The 19787-nt window shown below is 46.9% G+C and carries 9 protein-coding genes; all 9 read left to right on the forward strand.

Annotated elements, in window-relative coordinates; translation table 11 throughout:
- Positions 1–184: 184 nt before the first annotated feature.
- The 9 genes from JO154_RS26320 to JO154_RS26360 all read left to right on the forward strand — a co-directional run bounded on the left by JO154_RS26320 (position 185) and on the right by JO154_RS26360 (position 19781).
- A complete protein-coding gene (locus JO154_RS26320; RefSeq protein WP_291952154.1) occupies positions 185–2557 on the forward strand; it encodes an ABC transporter permease in 2373 nt (790 codons plus the stop codon).
- A gap of 599 nt (positions 2558–3156) precedes the next feature.
- Positions 3157–3768, forward strand: coding sequence for a hypothetical protein (locus tag JO154_RS26325; RefSeq protein WP_291952156.1), 612 nt, complete (start codon positions 3157–3159; stop codon positions 3766–3768).
- Between the two features lie 153 nt (positions 3769–3921).
- Positions 3922–4593 (forward strand): hypothetical protein, encoded by a 672-nt coding sequence (locus JO154_RS26330; RefSeq protein WP_291952158.1) that lies wholly within the window; start codon positions 3922–3924, stop codon positions 4591–4593.
- 57 nt (positions 4594–4650) lie between these two features.
- Positions 4651–5295 carry a hypothetical protein gene (locus tag JO154_RS26335; protein ID WP_291952160.1) on the forward strand — a complete coding sequence of 215 codons (645 nt, stop codon included), beginning with the start codon at positions 4651–4653 and terminating at the stop codon, positions 5293–5295.
- Between the two features lie 15 nt (positions 5296–5310).
- Positions 5311–5955, forward strand: coding sequence for a hypothetical protein (locus tag JO154_RS26340; protein ID WP_291952162.1), 645 nt, complete (start codon positions 5311–5313; stop codon positions 5953–5955).
- A gap of 155 nt (positions 5956–6110) precedes the next feature.
- Positions 6111–7703, forward strand: a complete 1593-nt coding sequence (locus JO154_RS26345; protein WP_291952164.1) for a hypothetical protein — start codon at positions 6111–6113, stop codon at positions 7701–7703.
- 41 nt (positions 7704–7744) lie between these two features.
- Positions 7745–17356, forward strand: a complete 9612-nt coding sequence (locus tag JO154_RS26350; RefSeq protein WP_291952166.1) for a DUF6603 domain-containing protein — start codon at positions 7745–7747, stop codon at positions 17354–17356.
- Entirely contained in the window at positions 17353–18873 is a 1521-nt protein-coding gene (locus JO154_RS26355) for a hypothetical protein (protein ID WP_291952168.1), read from the forward strand. Before JO154_RS26350 ends, JO154_RS26355 begins: the two co-directional genes overlap by 4 nt.
- Entirely contained in the window at positions 18870–19781 is a 912-nt protein-coding gene (locus tag JO154_RS26360; RefSeq protein WP_291952170.1) for a hypothetical protein, read from the forward strand. Before JO154_RS26355 ends, JO154_RS26360 begins: the two co-directional genes overlap by 4 nt.
- Positions 19782–19787: the final 6 nt, after the last annotated feature.

A 19787-nucleotide genomic window follows, 5' to 3' on the forward strand; every position in this document is an offset into this window, starting at 1 on the left:
AATACTGTTATTCTTTTCTAGTTTGCAAACAGATTTTCACCGCTCCAATTATGAACACCCAATTGTCCGATACCGAACAACAAATCTTATTATTATGCATCTAAATTATTGATATTGAATATCATACCGTTTTGGCATATTTTTACGATCACGGATATACGTTTTCCGTAAGTAATAGTAACCCATGATTAAAAACTACCTAAAAACCGCGTGGCGTAATCTTATCCGAGATAAGGCGTTCTCTGTTATTAATATCACCGGACTTGCCATTGGTATGGCGGGTGCATTGCTGATAGCTGTCTGGTTACAGCATATGCTGACGATGGATCGCTTTCACGAGAAGGGAGATCGCCTATACGTCATGTGTAACCGCGATGCGTTCAATGATGGGAAACAGCATGCCTGGGCCTATACGCCTAAAATAATGGCATCTACGTTAAAGGCCGAATACCCAGATGTGGAAGGCGTAACCAGGTATGATGATGATAACCATTTTCTGATGCAATTCAGGGAGAAACAGGTAATGGGGAAAACAGTATTCGCGGATCCTGATTTTTTCCAGATGTTCAGTTATAAGTTTGTCAGAGGGAATGAAGCTCCGACATTTAAAAATATATCATCGATCATCATCACGGAAAAATTTGCCCATGACGTTTTTGGGAATGAAGATCCCATGGGCAAAGTATTTACCCTGGATCAGAAACATCCTGTTACCGTAACAGCCGTGCTTAAGGATTTACCAGGAAATACAGATATGAAATTTGACTGCATGCTCTCCTGGGATTTCGCGGCCAGCCTGCACTACGTGGATTCTAACTGGACCAACAACAGCACTCAGACTTTCGTATTATTACATAAAAATGTAAATCTTGCCAGCTTTAACAACAAGGTAAATCAAATTACCATCAGCCATGGGAATCCTAACAACAGGCCCACCACACAGGTATTCGCACATTCCTACGGAGATCACTACCTCTACAATGCCAGCAGAAATGGGGAGTTTACCACTGGCCGTATTGAACAGGTTAGATTATTCGGCATTATCGGGATTTTCATCCTGCTGATTGCCTGCATTAACTTTATGAATCTCAGTACAGCGAGAAGTGAGAAACGTGCCAGGGAAATCGGCGTCCGTAAAGTGATGGGCGCTAGTAAATTCAGCCTGGTTGGTCAATTTATAACAGAGAGTATGATCATCAGTTTTTTTGCTTTCCTGATTGCAGGATTACTCGTGATGTGCTGTTTGCCTGTCTTAAATAACCTGGTAGACCTTCAACTTTCCCTAAAGCTATTAAATACCGGTACCTGGTTATTTGCCTTGCTGTTCGTAGTGATCACTGGTTTGCTGGCAGGCAGTTATCCGGCATTTTTCCTTTCTTCATTTAGACCCATCGCGTCTTTAAAAGGAACTTACAAAATTAACCAGTTAAGAATACAACCCCGATCCATATTGGTAATACTACAGTTTAGTTTTGCCATTATTCTAATTATTAGCAGCATCATTGTATCCCGACAGATCAACTATACCCAGGATAGAAACAGCGGATATGACAAAACAGGACTGGCATATACCACCATTGTAGGAGATCTGGATAAAAATTATTTATCACTTCGAGAAGAGTTGTTGCAGAGTGGCGCAGTGACGGCTGTTTCCAAAAATATGTCGCCCATCACAGAACGCTTTAGCGATGGCTGGGGCCTTAGCTGGACTGGTAGTACAGAGGCAGATGCTAAAACAGACTTTATACGATTCTCTGCAGATGCAGATGTGGTAAAGACCATGAAAATGACCCTCGTAGCAGGGCGGGATCTTGATGTTTATAAATATCATACAGACAGTTTAGCGATGCTGCTGAATGAAACCGCTGTAAAGGCGATGCACCTGAGCAATCCCCTGGAAGCTACTGTCAAGGATCAAGGGAAGAACTGGCATGTAGTAGGAGTCGTAAAAGATTTCATCATAGAATCGCCGTACGACAAAATACAGCCCTTAATTATCCTGGGGCCCTCCTGCTGGTCTGGCACCATTCATTACCGGTTTAACCCTGCGCATAATCAGTCTGCCAACCTTGCTACTATTACTACTATTTTCAGAAAATATAATCCAGCTTATCCATTCGAATATCATTTTGCAGATGATATGTATACCTTAAAGTTTAAGGATATGCAAATGCTGAAATCGCTTTCTACATTTTTCGCTTTACTCTCCATCGTTATTTCCTGTATTGGTTTATTGGGGATGGTATCTTATATGGCTAAAGCAAGGAAAAAAGAAATTGCCATTCGGAAAGTGCTGGGTGCAACGTTGATGAGTATCAGTTATATTCTTTCCAGGAGTTTCCTGAAGCTGGTAGTAATTGCTATTGCGATAGCCAGCCCTATTGCCTGGTATTTTACCAGCAATTGGCTGGCGGATTATCACTATCGCATCACATTTCCTTGGTGGGCGTTTGGAGTTGCCGGTATGCTGGCGATCGTCATTACATTGGTCACCATTAGTGTACAAACGATTAGTGCGGCATTAGCGAACCCAGTAAAATCATTACACGCGGAGTAACCTATGATTTATTCATACAGCCGGTAACTGTATTCAATGCTACAGTTACCGGCTGTTTCATTTTCACCGTTCTGTTAAGCTCGCTAACGACCAGGTGTTTTCACCCTTTTTTTAAAATATTTCACGCATTTACATCTTGCAACAAATTAGGCTTCCCCACCTAACTATCTTAACTATCAATCAAATTAATTTTAAAATACATCTAAAAATACCCTATGTGGAAAAAGCCACCGACATGGATGTGTTGGTGAAATGATTTTGTTTATATAAATTCGAGCACATCAAAGTTTTCGTGCATCATTTTTCAATCACTCTAAACCTCCAATTACTGTGATAAACATGTTGTGAAACTACCCTCAAAAGGCCGGCTGGTGTTAACTTTCCTTCGCCATTCATTTCAGTAAACACTTTTAATCTTTTGCCGGTAACTATCCTGATGACGTGGTATCTCTAATCTACTCATTTCATTTCTCTGAATAACAGGCGTACTGTTATTCCATTTATTAATCCTTTGATTGCCCAGCCTGAAGCTATTTCGGGTAGGATCTTTATTGCCGCAACGTTTCTTTTTTTCTTTATTCCATAAACGAAATACGCATATGAACACGCTCACGCAAGCACAGAAAGACAATCACGCTTTAGTCAATCAGCGTCTGGGATTGGCGCCTGATGCGCATCTCACCCTTAGTGCGCAAATCAAAAACATCCAGCAACAAAAAAAAGACCTGGTATTCTCTTCTGACCCACTCGAATCTGATGTTCCCCCGGTTCATGTCAATGTGGGTTCTATCGCTGAATTCAAAAAGATGGTGGGTGTCCCTGATGGCGAAGATGACAGCCATGTAGTTTATCCGGAGCCTATGGCGGATCACCACCGTCAACTCATGGGCAGTGTGGGTTCTAAAGGAGAACTCCTGGGAAGAATGGATGATCAGTTGCATGAAAAAATGAGACAAGCGGCATATGCCTATGTGATGGGAGATTCCCGCAAAGTGGAGGAGTATGTACCGCTTATCAATTCGCTGATGTTCCCTGGTAGAATTGCTGTATTCACAGGGCAAGACGCAAACATCCCTGATGGTGCAACGTGGACCATTAAAGGCGAAGACCCTGTTGTACTTAATTTCGAAGAAATTACAGAAGGCCAGGGCGCAGAAATTAAGATTACTACCAATTGTTCTTTGCACACACAATACTTCACACAGAAATAAGGGAGTATTATTCCCCATAACCTTCGCATTGGAGGCAACTGTTATGGAAGCACCCTTTCCTCTCACGGACGAAATATTATTCAACATATACGTTTAGTCGTCCCCGATAGTAGTCTTGCAGCAATAAAATATTTGATTACAAAAACTATTCGAATGACAACCCTCGTATTCACTGGCGAACCTTACACAAACGCAGCCACACCGGGAACTTCCGGATCTACTGGCACTACTGGCGGAAACGGAGTTGATGGTCACTTTATGATAGCAGACAGTCAACTCATTTGTATCAGGAAACCTGGAAATGGCGACGTCGGCAATAGTGGGTCTACCGGTTCTTCCGGTGCAGGTGGAGCCAAAGGCCGTCCTGCTCCTCCTAGTACTGTTCACCTGGGCGTTGTAACCGGCACTGTTACGATTCAAGCAGGTGGCGGAACAGGCCAGGATGGCGGAACAGGTGGCGGTGGCGGAACAGGCGGACAAGGTGGACAACCGGGCAGCAATCCTGCTTACAATTTCCCTCCACCATTCAACATTCCTCCTGTATACCCTTGCCCTGCAGGTGTTGCGGGAGCGCAAGGTCCTGGTGGTAAAGGAGGCAATGGTGGCACTGCTGGCAATGGTGGAGACGGCGCTACTATTATGGCATTCTATACTTCCATCAATGGCGGTGATATTAAATCTGTCACCTTCTTTGGTGCCCCGGGAAACCCCGGTGCTGGCGGACCAGGTGGCAGTAGCAGCAACAGTAATCTCGGTCCTGGAAGTCCAGGTAATCCAGGAAGTCCCGGCTCTGCTTCTAATGTTATCATTCGTCCGGAATCCTAATTATAATACACCACTATGTCTTCTTTCAATCTTTAAACCCAAAAACATTATTCCATCATGCCTACAATTTTAATTACTGGAGAACCCTATTCCAATGCTGCTCCCAATGGCGGTCCCGGAAGCACCGGTACCAAAGGCGCTCCCGGCTCTCCCGGCCAAAGCGGTTACAATAGCAGCAACTGTACCTACTACTGTCTCGTCGCTCCTACCAATGGTAGCCAGGGCGGTCAGGGAACTACTGGCATCACTGGTTCTCAGGGTGCTAAAGGACGCCCCGCTCCGCCTACTACCTTAAACCTTGGGGAGGTGACAGGAGCCATAATCATTCGTGTAGGTGGTGGAAGAGGCCAGGATGCCGGTAAAGGAGGCAATGGCGGTACTGGTGGACCAGGTGGAGATCCTGGCACGATAGATCCTCAAAGAAAATGTAATAGTGCTGGTACCGGACCACAAGGAAGAGGGGGAACCGCTGGTAATGGTGGTAAAGGAGGAGATGGTGGTGATGGTACCACTGTTATAGCTAATTACACAAAGCTGTCCTCCGGCGGATCTATCAATTCTGATATATTTCTGGCAGATCCAGGCACGCCAGGCGGTTTCGGCACCCCTGGATCTGGTAATCCCAATGGCAGCACTGGCACCAATGGTACTGCAGGTGCTAAAGGCAGCACATCCCAGGTTTATGTTCGTCAAGTACCTTAAAAAAAGTAAACTATTATGGCATCTATCTTAGTTATAGGCCCCGCTTATACGAGTCCTGCCCAATATGGCCCACAAGGGTCTACTGGTACCAGGGGCAGTCAAGGCAATGCTGGCACATACGGCTACAATAGCACCAACTGCACTTACTTCTGTCAAACCCCTCCTACTAATGGCACGACTGGCTCATCAGGCAGTACCGGCGGACCTGGTACCGGAGGTCTTAAAGGCAACCCTATGCCATTATCGCCTCTTCATCTTGGCGTTGTTACAGGTGAGATAACGGTGGAAGCAGGTGGAGGCCCTGGCCAAATAGGCGGTGATGGTGGTAAAGGTGGAGATGGTGGTCCCGGTGGACCTCCAGGAACACGCGATAGCCAAAATACCTGTAATCCGGCGCAATCCGGCCCACAAGGCCCTGGCGGTAAAGGTGGCACTGGTGGCAAAGGTGGTGATGGTGGCAACGGAGATACGTTGATGGTATTCTTCAAAGACCTTGGCCCCAATGGTAAAATCATTGGCAAAGAATTCAACGGCACGCCTGGCACTCCTGGAGGAGCAGGCCAACCAGGCGACAGTAGCAACGGCAATCTAGGTCCTGGCTCACCAGGTGGCCCTGGAAGCCCCGGCGCTGCATCAAACATTATTATTCGCAGAGAATAAACCCCGCAGTTTTTTCCGTTCAATAGCATATCAACATGGTCCGGTCCCGTTAACAACAGCACATTACAACCCGGGACCGGTTTTTATGAATTCTTCAATTACCTGTCTGAGGAACAACAGGAGATTTGTTCTCCAGACTTAAATGTCTTGATACAATGGAACAATCAAATACCGCTTTCGCAGCAACTGCCCTGGCAACCAATATTTCAGTTCCTCTTGCCAGCCTGGAAATGATCGCAGCCCAGGCAAATATTTATGATCTGCTAGACGACGGTCCTACTTTACCTCCCGGATGGGATATCGTAAAGCAGCCGTTTAAAAATGATCCTGCCTCAGATAAAATCGTTCCTGTTCCTACCCAGGGATACATCGTTAAAATAACCGTAAAAGACAACGACAACAACGATATACAAGTAGATATCCTAGCACTCGGTATTACCTGGTTGAAATATTTCCTGTACCAATATGATGGCGCTTTTACGCAGGAAACCTTACCAACAGATATCGCTGGTAAATCAATTCCTGCAACTGCCAAAGTACTCTCTGTATATTCCATTGCCTATCAGTTCTTGCGTAGACCTATATGGGATGCTGTTACCAAACGGGAAGATCCATCACGTCCTTTGTTTATTTGCGGCCATGGCCTCGGTGCACCGTTGGCACAAATAGCTGCCCTCGATCTTCGTATAGGCAACCAAGGTCCTGCTGATCCTCATACCGGCATGAAACCCAATGCTCCTACTACCCCTACTCCTTGCTATACTTTCTCTAATGCCAACTTCGCTAACAGCGATATGGCCACTTATTTCAACAACACCATCACGGCGCCTGTAACGGCTACCCGAGCAGGTAATTCCGGTAATGATGTGGACCAATGGCCCAACTCTCCTTCCGGCTATTCCCTCTTAGGCACCTACAATCCTGTTAGCGCTAGTCTCATTCCTAATGAAGATGATCCATCATGGGAAAGAGCCAATATCTTCTACACCAAAACATTAAATGGTACTCCTATTGCAGACAACCCCGAACCGGTAAATCTAAACCCTCCTCCCGGCTTCGTCAGAGATATGGCTTTCACGCTGTCCAAACTGACCATGCTCTCCTATCATTGGGCACAACATCCAGACAGCTCCAGCGGCGATGCACCCGCCAATTATCAATTCGTTACGAAAATCAACAGCAACGGCGGTACTTGGGCATACCTCTTCTCAGGAGATACCAACAACTCTATTGTGGTCGTATTCCGTGGTGATATCAACTGGACAGAGTTTAACACGTTTGCTGCGAACTCTGTATTCTCTGCTACTCCATGGTATACTAACCCTTCCGCACATGTGCATATGGGCGCATATACCCTTTACGCGGATATGGCAGCAGCTATTAAAACTGCCATACAACCTTTCGGTGGCAGAGATCTCTATTTCACTGGTCATGGCCTCGGTGGCACTATTGCCAACATAGCAGCCTCAGATTATGCGATCTCCAATACCCGCGCGGTGAAAGCGGTATATACCTTTGGTAGTTTCATGTCGGCCGACTTCATGTACGCCCAAAAATTCAATGAAGTGCTAGGCACTAAAAGCTATCAGATCAGAAGGACATATGATGTTATCACCACCGGACTCATATCTATCGGGTATGAACCCCTTAATACCGGTGTGCTGCTAGAAGGACAACTGAAATATGAAGAGCCGGATTATCACTGCCTGCTCAACTATATGAAACTATTGGATACAGCAACCTTATAAACACCAGGCCTCCGATTTTCTGAACCCTCAAATTTTTGAGAATGATTAACGAAATAACCGCCGCGAAAACTGCCAATCATAACAAGGTAGTTCCCGGCATCGGCGATAATGGCATCTCTTTCTCCGGCCTGGACCCCGTGCTGGCCAGCATGGGATTACTAATAGGTTTACTGACCAAACCAAATCCGGACCAGGATGTCTATCAGTTAAACCCTGGTTGGTTTGCCAATCCCATCAATAATACTCAACAAGGTATTACTGCCAATCCGGAACAATTCGAGCAATTACTTACTTCCATATTAGGTAAAATCGGGGGCAATGCATTGGGTATTCCCGTGCAAGACTCCTCCTTATTAGGTACCTGGTATCCCATTAAAAACGGGAACGAACCTACGGGATTCTACCTGGTAAGCTATCAGAAAGAAACCAACGGCGTAAAGGAAACTGTGCTGGGACTCGGTGTATTGCATACCTGGAAAGTCCCACCCAGTACACCGTTGCTGACGGTGAATGTATGGGGCTTAATGCCTTTCGTGGCCATTGGTAACGGCAGCTTTAAAATTACGTTTGCAAATGAAGGATACCCTATCAGTTTGGGTGTGGCTGCCCAAGGAGGCGACCCTAAACTCCCGCTGGTAGATATCAATGGCATCTCCTTCGATGGCGTTAAGTTCAGCGCCATGATAGATGTAGCCGCCAGCGATCCTTTCAGCGTATCCCTGGAAGTATTAGCGTTAAAACTAGGTAGCGCTTCTCCTGCCAACAAATCCCTCGCTGATTTGCTGGCCATCAGCGGACAAGAAATGCTGGAAATAGCCACTAACCTGTTTATGGGGGCCCTCAGTTATGTCTTCCCCAATCAACAACAATATCTCAACTATATCACGCCTTTACTCGGCCTCTCTTCGCAGGTACCGAACCTACCGAATATTACCCTGCCGGTAATGGAATGGTATAAACTGTTTGAGGTAGCTTCCAATCCTTCCAAATATCCCGATGGTGTTAAAACATTATTCTTCGATTGGTTCAATGCACTTTGTACAAATACAGAAGCGCTGAAAGGCTGGATTACGGCACTCAGTGGCTTCCTCGGCAATACTAATCTCCAGGTAACGGGAACGGGTACACGTATAGATCCATTCCTGCTGGGGATCCTGAATTTGAGCAGTATTGGGCAATTGGATTTTTCAGTAGCCACTACAGTAGATGAGGGAGGCATTCGATACTTCTATCCAGGTCTTGCCTTCACCGGTGCCAATGTAGCGCTGGGTAGCTCTCCTGCTGTTTTCACCGCCCAAGCCAACCTGGAACTCGGACAATTTGGATTAAGTGCTCAAGCAGTTACCGCCTCTCCGGAAATTAATTTTCAATTTCAGTTTGCACTGAAGAATAAAACCACTGGTCAGCCACTAGTATCTTATGATGGCAATAGCGTAGGCTCGCTGACAGCAGGACTGATCTTAGGTTCGGATGGAAAAATCGTTCCTGATTTCTCTTTGAACCAAGTGGTGACTAGCGCTACTTCCTTTGATAAGGTCAACCTGCTATCTCCGGGGGAACTGGCAGAAGCCGGAGCCGCGGCGTTGAGTGCAGCAATAGGTACACTCATCGGTATTGGCAGTAATGACTTTGCGAATAATATTGGTGCTTTGATTGGTTTGATTACGCCTGTTAGCGCACAGGGTAAATGGCCAACTACACTCCCTGCGCCGTTCTCAGGTACACAGATGGCCCATTCTATATTGAATCCGGTGAAGGCATGGGGAGACTACTATCTCTCTATATTGCAATACGCCAACGATATAGACGGCAAATCGGCCTTTGCATTCATATTACAAGAAATGGCGCTGTTGCTACAACAAACAGTTGCCGGCCTGAAAGTAGAAGTCACCGGAAGCGGCACTAAAGACAATCCCTGGAAGGCAGGTATTGCCCTGAGCAGCAGTAGTCTCCCGGCATTCCTAACTGCCTACAAACAGGTAAATAAAGACAACAGTATCGACCTGGTGATGGGCATGATGCTGCAACCAACCATTACCGTTGGTAGTGTAGAAATCGCGCCATCACTTAATTTGGAAGGTCTTGCACTGCAATTCCCTGCCAATGACGGCAGCATAGCAGCATCCTGGCTCCCAGCAGTCAGTGCCAAACTACAGTTGCCAAAAGGTTTCATGACACCTGATCTCGGCGGTGTAGTCGTTAGCGTTAGTAACGCGCAACTATCTGCCGAATGGAACCGCCTCAGCGGATGGGGTTGGTCTATGCTCATTCAAGCACCTAAGTTAATCATCAACGGACAAGATATTACGCTCGGACAGGATCTGAATTTCGATCAACAAACAGACCTGAAAAACCTGGTATTGAATGCCGTACCGGCCTTCAGTCCTTTCCTAGTGGGCGCATTGGGAGCATTACTCATGCGCGTAGAAAATAGGGCGGCCCTCTTCGCCATTGGCGCACTGGGATTGATTCCAGATATTTCCAAATCGCCAGTATTCCCTGCAGGATTAAGCTGGACAGGCTTTCAGCAACTAAAGCTCAATAGCCTCAGTAATCCATGGCCAGATCTGCGCAATTATCTGTCTACAACCTTTGGTACGGCGGCTAATGCGAAAAGTCTGCTTTCCCTCTTATCCTATGTTATCAATACCGAAATCGCGGCAGCACCTGCCACTGGCGGTAGCGGTACTTTCGATGATCCATGGACAATCCCACTGCCATTGGGTTTTGAAGGAATCACCTGGTATGATAATGCAGGACAGACATTAGGTCTTGGCGCTGGTAGATCCCAAACATGGCAATATCAGCTTACTAGCGGTAACGATACTACGAAGTTTGCATTCGATCTACATGCTCGTGCCAATGCATTGAAATACAACTTGGCTACTGGTACTCTCCTATTCGATGGTCAGGTACCTTCCTTTAGTCTGACCGGCGTACTGTACAACCCAGACGGCATGCTGGTGAGTTTGCCTAGCTCCCTCGGCAGTGTGGAGAAAGTGATCGTAGGATGTAATCTTTCCTATGATACTACCAATAAATCATTTCATTTCGAACCCATAGTGACACTGGTCAATGTTACCTTGCCGGGCCAACAGCAGCAAGCACAGTTGACCTTACAGGATTTCCTCGATCCAGCCTTCCCAGCAGCGTTGCAAAATGGTTTCATGGTATTGCTGAATGCCGGCCTACAGCAAGCATTTGCGCAAGTAAAAGCGAAACCGCTCTTCCAGCAGGCTTACAGTTTGTTGTCTATGCTGGGCCTGACGATGGCGCCTGATGGAGAAACAGATCTTCGCAATATCCAACTGTACAAGATTACAGATGGATTACTTGGTATCAATACAGCAGGTTGGAATGGACTGCTTGCCAATTTCGATTCCTACATACAAACGCAGTTCAACAACCTGCTTGCGATACAAGACCAACGTAGTCTACTCTTTAATTTCCTTTCAGAGATCTTCGGTATTCAATTCCCGAAATTCCCAGAACCTGTACTGCAACTGTTACAAGGACTGGGTATCTGCAAGCCTGCAGAAGAAGGATACACCGTAGATCCGTATACGTTATTGGATTTAATCAGCAATCCTTACAAAACATTCCAACAACTTTACCAGCAACTGTTTGCCGTAGCCAATGTAGACAACCTGAAGCAACTAGCAGCCAATCTGGCCAAGAACTTAGGCCCATACAAAACTGGTAGTTGGACCTTCAGTACGGATGCTACAGGCGTCATTTCCTTTGGCATCTTACCGGCAGATGCATTCCAGTTAGGTTCTTTCTTGCTTGTTAGTGGCGGCATTCAACTAGATCTCAACAACGAAAAACTACAAGGAGAACTGGATATCTACTGTGAGAAAGTAGGTATTACCATGAGAAGTGGATTTACGTTGAAGCTGGATAATGGCACGCTGCAAACTGATTTCAAAGCAGCAGCAGTATGGGGAGACGGCAGCAAACCTACTGCACAAGCTCTTAACCTCATTCCGTTTAAAACAAACGATTTCCTTAACAATGTAGCGGACCTCGCTCCTGCTTTCACCCTGAATATCCTCCTCAATGCAGTCTTTGAAGAACAATTGCTGAAAAAGTATCCGTTGATCCAGCAGATCTTCATCGGTCTGGGACTGGGAGATAAAATACCGACAGAAAGCTTGGCGGTACAAAAAGTAGTGAATGGGTATCTTATTACTGAAGCCATAGCAGACCAGCAATGGCAGATGCCATCACTCATGGGTATCCTACAAGACCCGCTAGGGTGGATACTCTCCGATGACGTACTAGGAACGAACGGCAAGTTCAGTATTTCCAAGCTGGTGCAAATGCTCAGTCATTTGCCAGAAGTAGAGGCCTCCAATGGCATTAAAGTAACACCAGATCCAAAGGGCATGAAGATCAGCGGTATGCCATATGGATTTGAGATTGCCATGAGTGGTGAGAATGATATCGCCACTTTCGGCTTTGATACCAAAGAACTTATTATCAGTGATAATTGGGGCACCTTAAACCTCCTCTCCTTCCAAGTGAGCGTGGATGGCAACTATCAGCCATCGTTCGGTGGAGAGCTCACCATCTCTTCTGGTACTAAAATACCGGTCGCATTTTTTGTAAACACCGGGTACGACAAAGAATTCTTCCTGAAAATAGCGCAGGGAAAACCAGAAACCCCTAGTGGTATTTCATTGCAGTTGCTGCCTTTCTTAGGATGGGGTACGCTGGCGGAACAAACAGCGAGACTAGCAGCAGCGGCGGTTTTGAAGAACCTCGTTCCTATTGTATTAGAAAAATTATCAGATAGCGGGGCTAAAGCATTTGTAGATAAACTCAATGCATTTGGTACCGCCGTGAATACCACCGAACTGGTAGACAATATCATCAAAGTACTGACGCCATCTGCTTTTGCGGCAAAGGCACAGGAAGATCTACTCAAAGATATTGAAGCAGTGGCCCTAGCTTGGTTGCAGGAAAAATTCACGCAAACAGGCGCGCCTACTACCGTACAAGGATTGATAACATTACTCCAGGATGTAATGCCCGGACTGACTGCACAGGGAGGCCGACTCGCATTCAAGCCAGATAGCAAGCTACCTATCACCATCCTCGCAGGGCTCAATAACGATGGGTTCCTTGGGCTGTGGGCCGACTTCTCCCTGCCTGATACGCAAGTATTAAAAGTACAAATTGTGGAAGCTGGTGTAGGCGTTAAATTGGACGGCACCGTTGATTTCTCCTTTGGCTTGGACGTACTCATTCCTGTAGATGATAATAGTGGGCCAGGTTTAACGTTTGCATACGATTTAGGCAAAGGATTCCACCTCGTATTTGATCCGGTTAGCGATGGTACTGATTTCTCTAAGCATTCAGATCTAACGATAGAACTGTTACCGAACTTCTTTAGTAAACCTACAACGGAAGTCGCTGCCATGCAAGAAAGCGTGACAGATTGGTTATTGCAGGTAGTGAAAGTAGTGCTACCGCGATACGTGTCACTCTTAGTGCTCAATATCGAAAAAGTGAAAGGCTGGCTAGAAGCCCCTATAGTGGCTTCTATTGCTGGAGCGCCTACACCTGCTGCCCTGTTAGAAGCCACTTCACTCATACTGAAGAATAACGGCAAATATGAGCTGAATTCCATCGACAACCTTACGCAGCTAACCCCCTCCGGTTTCTTTGGTAATTTCTTCTACACGCTGATGCAAACAGAATTAACGCTGTTGCAGTTTGGCGATAAGAACAGTGGTAAGATTACGGTTGGCCCTCGTAAGGGCAAACAGGATTATTATGGCGTAAGAGTGGCGGCTCCAGACCTTAAACTCGCAGCCCTACCGAATCTCGTAGTACAAATAGGTGCCGAGGATACCGAATGGATTGATAAATCCAGTAACAATGGTATCAATGGAGAACCGGGTATAGGGTTCTACCTGCCTATTACTAAGTCGGGCAATAATGAACTGCATGTAGATTTCTCCTTATTCAATTTATTGCTCTACAATCTTGGTTTTGATATCATTGGCGCCAACGGCAAACCGATTGTGGACCAGTCCCGCTTCAAGATTGGCGCTGTACAGCCAAGAACCGTGTTTGAATTGGATTTCAAGGGAAGTTCCAAGCCGGGTTTACAATTCGGCGCAGGTATCACTTTGGCAAAAATTGGGTTATCGCTGGCGCCAGATAAGCTGGCAGGTTCAGCGGGTACCAATCCCATTGCCAACAATATCCTGGGTTCCGGCAGTTCCTCCGGTAATCCCCCTGTTAACCCCGAATTTTCTGTCACCGCCGCTTACGCAGATAAACTATGGGTAAACCTGAAAAGCAATACCGGTAATGGTTCACAAGTGATTGTGCCGATAGAGCGCTCTTTCGGGCCATTGTACATTGATAGTTTAGGTTTAGGTTGGGAAGACACGAATAAGCTGTTAGACTTCCTCTTCTCCGGCAATGTGGCCCTAGCAGGTCTTAAAGCATCGGTAGTGGGTTTAACAGTAGGCGTTCCCGTTACTGATCCGACGAATTTCAGCAGTTATAAAGCAGACCTACAAGGATTAGATATTAGTTTCCAAGGAGGGGCAGTGGCCATTAACGGCGGCTTCCTGAAAACTGAAACCACCGTCGACGGTGCAACCGTCATCATGTACAACGGTGTGGCGGTGATCAAGGCAGGTACCTTCTCGCTGGTGGCATTGGGGTCTTATGCAGAAGTACCTGTGTCTTCCGTACCTGGAGCTTCCAAAATGCCTTCCCTGTTCATTTTCGCGGTATTGAACGCTCCATTGGGAGGGCCTCCATTCCTGTTCATTACAGGAATCGCTGCGGGCTTCAGTTTCAACCGTTCGCTTTTAATACCGGATATCACCCAGGTACAGGATTTTCCACTCCTGAAAGGTCTTGTAGATGGTACTTTCGCAGAGGGCGAAGATCCAGGCAAAGCACTGGAACAACTGAGTACAGTGGTACGTCCAGAAGTGGGGCAATATTGGTTGGCCGCAGGTCTGAAGTTTACCTCCTTCGAACTATTGACCACTTCCGCCCTATTATTCCTCAGCTTTGGCAAGGAATGGGAAGTCAATTTGCTGGGACTCAGTTTCACTTCACTCCCACCAAAGATTCCAAGAAATATGGCATTGGCCTATTTCGAACTAGCCATCAAAATATCCTTCCGTCCAGAAGAGGGAGTACTCTCCGCCGAAGCACAACTGACGCCGAACTCGTTCGTATTATCGAGAGACGTGAAAGTGACCGGAGGGTTTGCCTTCTTCCTATGGTTTAAAAATATCAAAACATCCACCTACACCATACCTGCCGGTGACTTCGTGATCTCATTGGGTGGCTACCATCCTGATTTCAACAAGCCGGCTTGGTATCCTATCGTACCGCGACTGGGCATGCAGTGGAAAATGGATATTTCCGTAGGCAGCATCAGTATCTCCGGTGGCGCTTACTTCGCACTGTGTCCTACTGCCGTCATGGCGGGCGGTTATCTCAACGTGGCCTATCAACTGGGGCCATTGAAAGCATGGCTGAATGCCTCCGCCGATTTCCTCATTGAATGGAATCCGTTCTACTTCAATGTAGGTATTAGCATCACGGTTGGTGCATCTTTCGGAACCACCATTCTTGGTGTTTCTATTACCCTCCGTGCCGAACTGGGTGCTAGCCTCCACCTGGAGGGACCTCCAACACATGGTTACGTGAAAGTAGATTGGTTCGTGATCTCCTTCACCATTCCTGTTGGCTCCGGACAAACCCAGACAGACGACCAGAATATCACTTGGGCAGCATTTGCCGATGCCTTCCTGCCTCCTCCAGCAGTACCAGGAAGTACGATGGGCAATGCCAAACGGAAACTCAGCGCCGCTGCTGCAACACCTGTACAACAAGTGGTAAAACTCAATCCGGATAAAGGTTTACTCAGCGACAACGGCGATCGCTGGACCATTCAGCCATATCCATTTACGCTTAGCGCAAAATCAGCTATTCCAGCATCCAACATCACTGTAACCGCCAGCAATTTTAGCCAGAATGGCGTTACCGTAGGTGTTAGACCAATGGGTTATATCGATAACCTGAATGCACCACTGACCATCACGCTTTTCAACAGCAAACAGCAGCCTGTTGACCTGGAAGCACGCAAAATCAAAATGGTAGTAGATGCCAATGGCGCGCCTTCAGCGATGTGGTCCAAAGATCCGTTGGATCGCAATAAGCCGCCACAAGGCAATGACATGGTGATTCCTGGCGCTTCCTTCGGCATCATGCTGGATGGCGATGAGTATAATTTCCTGGGGAATGTACCAGCATTCGACATAGAAAATCTCAAATATGAAATTGGCGCTTATCGGATGTTGCCTTACAAACAGGTGATCAAATTCCCGCCAGCAGCGAGATATCCAGTGAGTGATCAGAATAATGCCTACCATGTGATTATGCATTCCATTATGAGTGATCCTATTATCGCCAAACGGAATACCATTCTCACAGGCATAGCCGCCAGCAATATACTGGCGCCGCTTAATCCGGACCTCAGTGTCATGGCGGCATCCGCAGACATGATTCTACAAGCGCTCCCTGTTATCGCCCGACTGGCTATCTACCAAAATAATGGCGAATTGGAAGCCGCAAAAATGATCCACCCACCAGCAACACCTGCTGCTAAATTCAGCACCGCAAGTAATCTCAAAGCGCCGCAGTTGGTAGGTATGGTGAAACGATATAAAATTCATCGGAACAAAACAACCAAGTCAGGTAAACAGGAAAGCACTGTCAGGAGCCAGTACAAGTCGGTTAACAACATTTCACAAAAGACGAAAGCGCTGGCCGTTGGCACTTCTGCAGCAGATGCTCATGCCACTACCAAACAGCTCTATGATGGTACTTCCATTCTCTGGGCAGTAGATCATCAAGCAGATACGGAACTGCACCTGAAGGGCGATCTGCCACTGCGCGTAGTTAGCTTCGACCGTCATGGCCGGTTCACAGGCATCCATCACGTAATAGGTGATCAACAGATTACTGTAGCACCAGGCACTGCACAAGTAGCCGTACAAGGTTATGAAGGTGAAGGCGAAGGATTTAGCGGTTGGGAAATAAACTCACAACTGTTTAAAACCAATACCGTATGGGCACTCGGCGATGCGGCGATGGTAAGGGTACAGAACAGTCAACGTATACGCGTTCGCGGTACACATACCAATACTGGCTTAATAGATGCAGCGGATCTGCTGTCACACAACCGGATAACCGATATCGGTAAAACTACCCGCAGTGGCTGGATACAATCTGTTTTCCCTGCTGGCATTCATTATATCGGTGTATTGCTGGAAGAACAGACAGGAGCAGAAAGACTCGATGTAGGTGTTGCCGCCGGCACTATACCGATGAAAGGCAGCAATCTCCCACCTGCACAGATATACGAAACCGAAAAAGGTACCCTGATGCTGTATGCATGTCCGCCAGCAGATACCTACAACGCGATACTGGCAGTACCAAAAGATAATAAAGTGAAAATACTCGGTATGTATGGCCTGCCAGCATTACCGACAGACAAAGAAGCTGTCCATAATTTCATGCAGCTACGCAATGCAGGTCTGGATCTTACCGCTCCAGCAGTAAAATCCGCCACCGTAAGTATTCACTCCAAAAAACAGGCATTATGACATCCAGTTTTGATACCACTCCCGGCACCATAGGCCCAGGTATGATACGCTTCTACGACGCTATTCTCAATCCACTGGAAGCAGGAGAATATACTTTGAAAGCAGAACATCAAGTAAAAGATCTGCCTGGAGAAGATCCTGCACCCTATGTGGCCACGCAACAGTTAATCGTGGATGGGCCTAGGTTTTCCATCAGTCCCGCAGACATTCACATGGTATATCCTCCTGCTAACCAGGAAGGCCTCTTTGATACGGTGCTGCCCAATATGGTGTTTACCAATTTTGCATTGCCATGGGCAAGAGACATCGATCCAGCGGTTAAAAATGATAGTTATGCGAAGGCCGTAGATGCCGACAACAATCCCATTCCATGGATTGGATTACTCACCATCTACCCCGATGAACTAGCAAACAATAATGGAACGATACTAGCAGGTGCGCCGCAAACGGTAACGGTAGCGGAGCTGGTAAAACCTACAGACAGTAAAATTCTTCCACCTGCATTGGGTGATCTCTTCGGGGCAGAAAATACGCAAGTATCCGTTGTAGATCTAGACCTGACCTATTTCCAGCAGATTTGCCCTACCATAGATGAGCTTGCATTTCTGGCCCATGGGCGGGAAGTAAATACAGGCGGAAAAATCCTGTTGGGCATGGAAGACGATGGTTGCTTTTCTCTTGTATTTGGCAATCGGCTACCAATGGCGCCAGCAAAGAATACGATGTACCTCGTGTCTTATGAAGGACATCAGGAACATCTCCATGGAAGTACTATCAGTGGCGGCTATACGAAAATACGACTTGTACTATTGGGTACCTGGCAATTCACCGCGCAACCTGCCCAAGGCAGTTTCATACAGTTGATGGCCAATCTTTGCTTGCAAGGCAGAGGCGGCGTAAAACTACTCCAGATGCCCCTTTCTGAGGAAACAGGAAAAATATCCGAGGACGCGCAAAAAGCCATTCAAATGGGATATGTACCCATGCAAAATAACATGCGGCAGGGAGAAGAAAGCACCTCCTGGTATCGCGGCCCATTTGTGCCCTCTCCTACTAAACGGGATTTCAGCTACGGTCCTTATCACTATAGCGACCACGCCATTCACTATGATCCAGAAAGCGGGCTATTTAACCACGCCTATAGCACCGCATGGCAAACAGGGCGTTTGCTGGCATTATCCGATTCCAATTTCTCCTCCTCCATGTTCAACTGGCGAAATAATTATCTCAACAGCATCGTCAGCAGTACCAAACAACTGGACGGTGAAAAAATCAACGCCATTGCCGGAGAGGCACGCAGCATGATGCCAACCGCACATGCCAGTGCAGCAGTAGGCATGTTACTAGCGGGTGGCTTCAGCAAAGTAAAATGGCCGCAGATCACTACCCGTACGGAAACAGTGTTGCAGGAAGGGCTACCAGGCGTACTTAGCGAGGAAGAAAAAATTGCCATCGTAGAAAATGATGCAGATCCACTTTTAATGCTTGTTAAAAAAATAAAAGGAGAACAGCTATGAAATCATGGGGAAACAGAGTAGCGCTCTGCTCAAATGTAACCAAGCAGTTATTATCTGCCAAAGAGGGTAATTACCCGCCTCCGGATTTACCAGACAACCTCACTACCTGGCTGGCCCAGCTCACCTTGCTGTATGGCGTTCCGGTAAAATATATGGTTGCGGATAATCGTATGCTACCGCAGGAATCCATGCGATTCTTTTACATAGACCGGAACTGGCTGGATCGACTGGTGGATGGCGCCCTCAGTGTAGGCGTGCTTTCTTCCAAAGAGCAAGTATTCAACGAAACTTTCTACGAAGATATTTACGCCCAGATAGATGCCAAGCAAATGGAACTGCGCGCCAATCTGCGCAAAGAAACACCGGAGGCTATAACGGCCGCTGGTGGCGGCATGACAGGCGTTATTTTCCGTTCCGTAGTGGTATCCGGGTGGCCAGGTTTGGAAATAGAAGCCTTTAAAGCTAATAACCCCGTAAAGATACTCCGTATGGATCGGCTGTCTGATAACACGATGCTATGCATCTGGGACGACCTGCCAGATACGGTGAATTTTATTGAGCCTTCCGAAGGATTACACTTTGGCATTATCCAGGACCCAGGCGCCAACACTTTTAAAGTGTACTTACGCGGCTTGGGATATCCTACTACCAAACCTTATCCTGCCGGCGAACAAATCTTTAATGGACCTGATCCAGTGGCAGCATCGGGTGGATTCCGGAATGGTGTAAAAGGGGTAATTGATATCGCTGGACTGAAAGATAGTATTACCAAGGCGATGCCTGCGGGCGCGCTGCCAGACGGTAAATTATCACCGGGCGCCATGGCCATCCAAATGGTACGCGGGGCCGGCAAACAGCCGTATGATATGAATTCACCGGCATGTGACCCTTCCATTCCTCAATCTTAAATCCTA

Origin of the sequence: Chitinophaga sp. (assembly GCF_019236475.1) — a bacterium.
Classification (GTDB): domain Bacteria; phylum Bacteroidota; class Bacteroidia; order Chitinophagales; family Chitinophagaceae; genus Chitinophaga.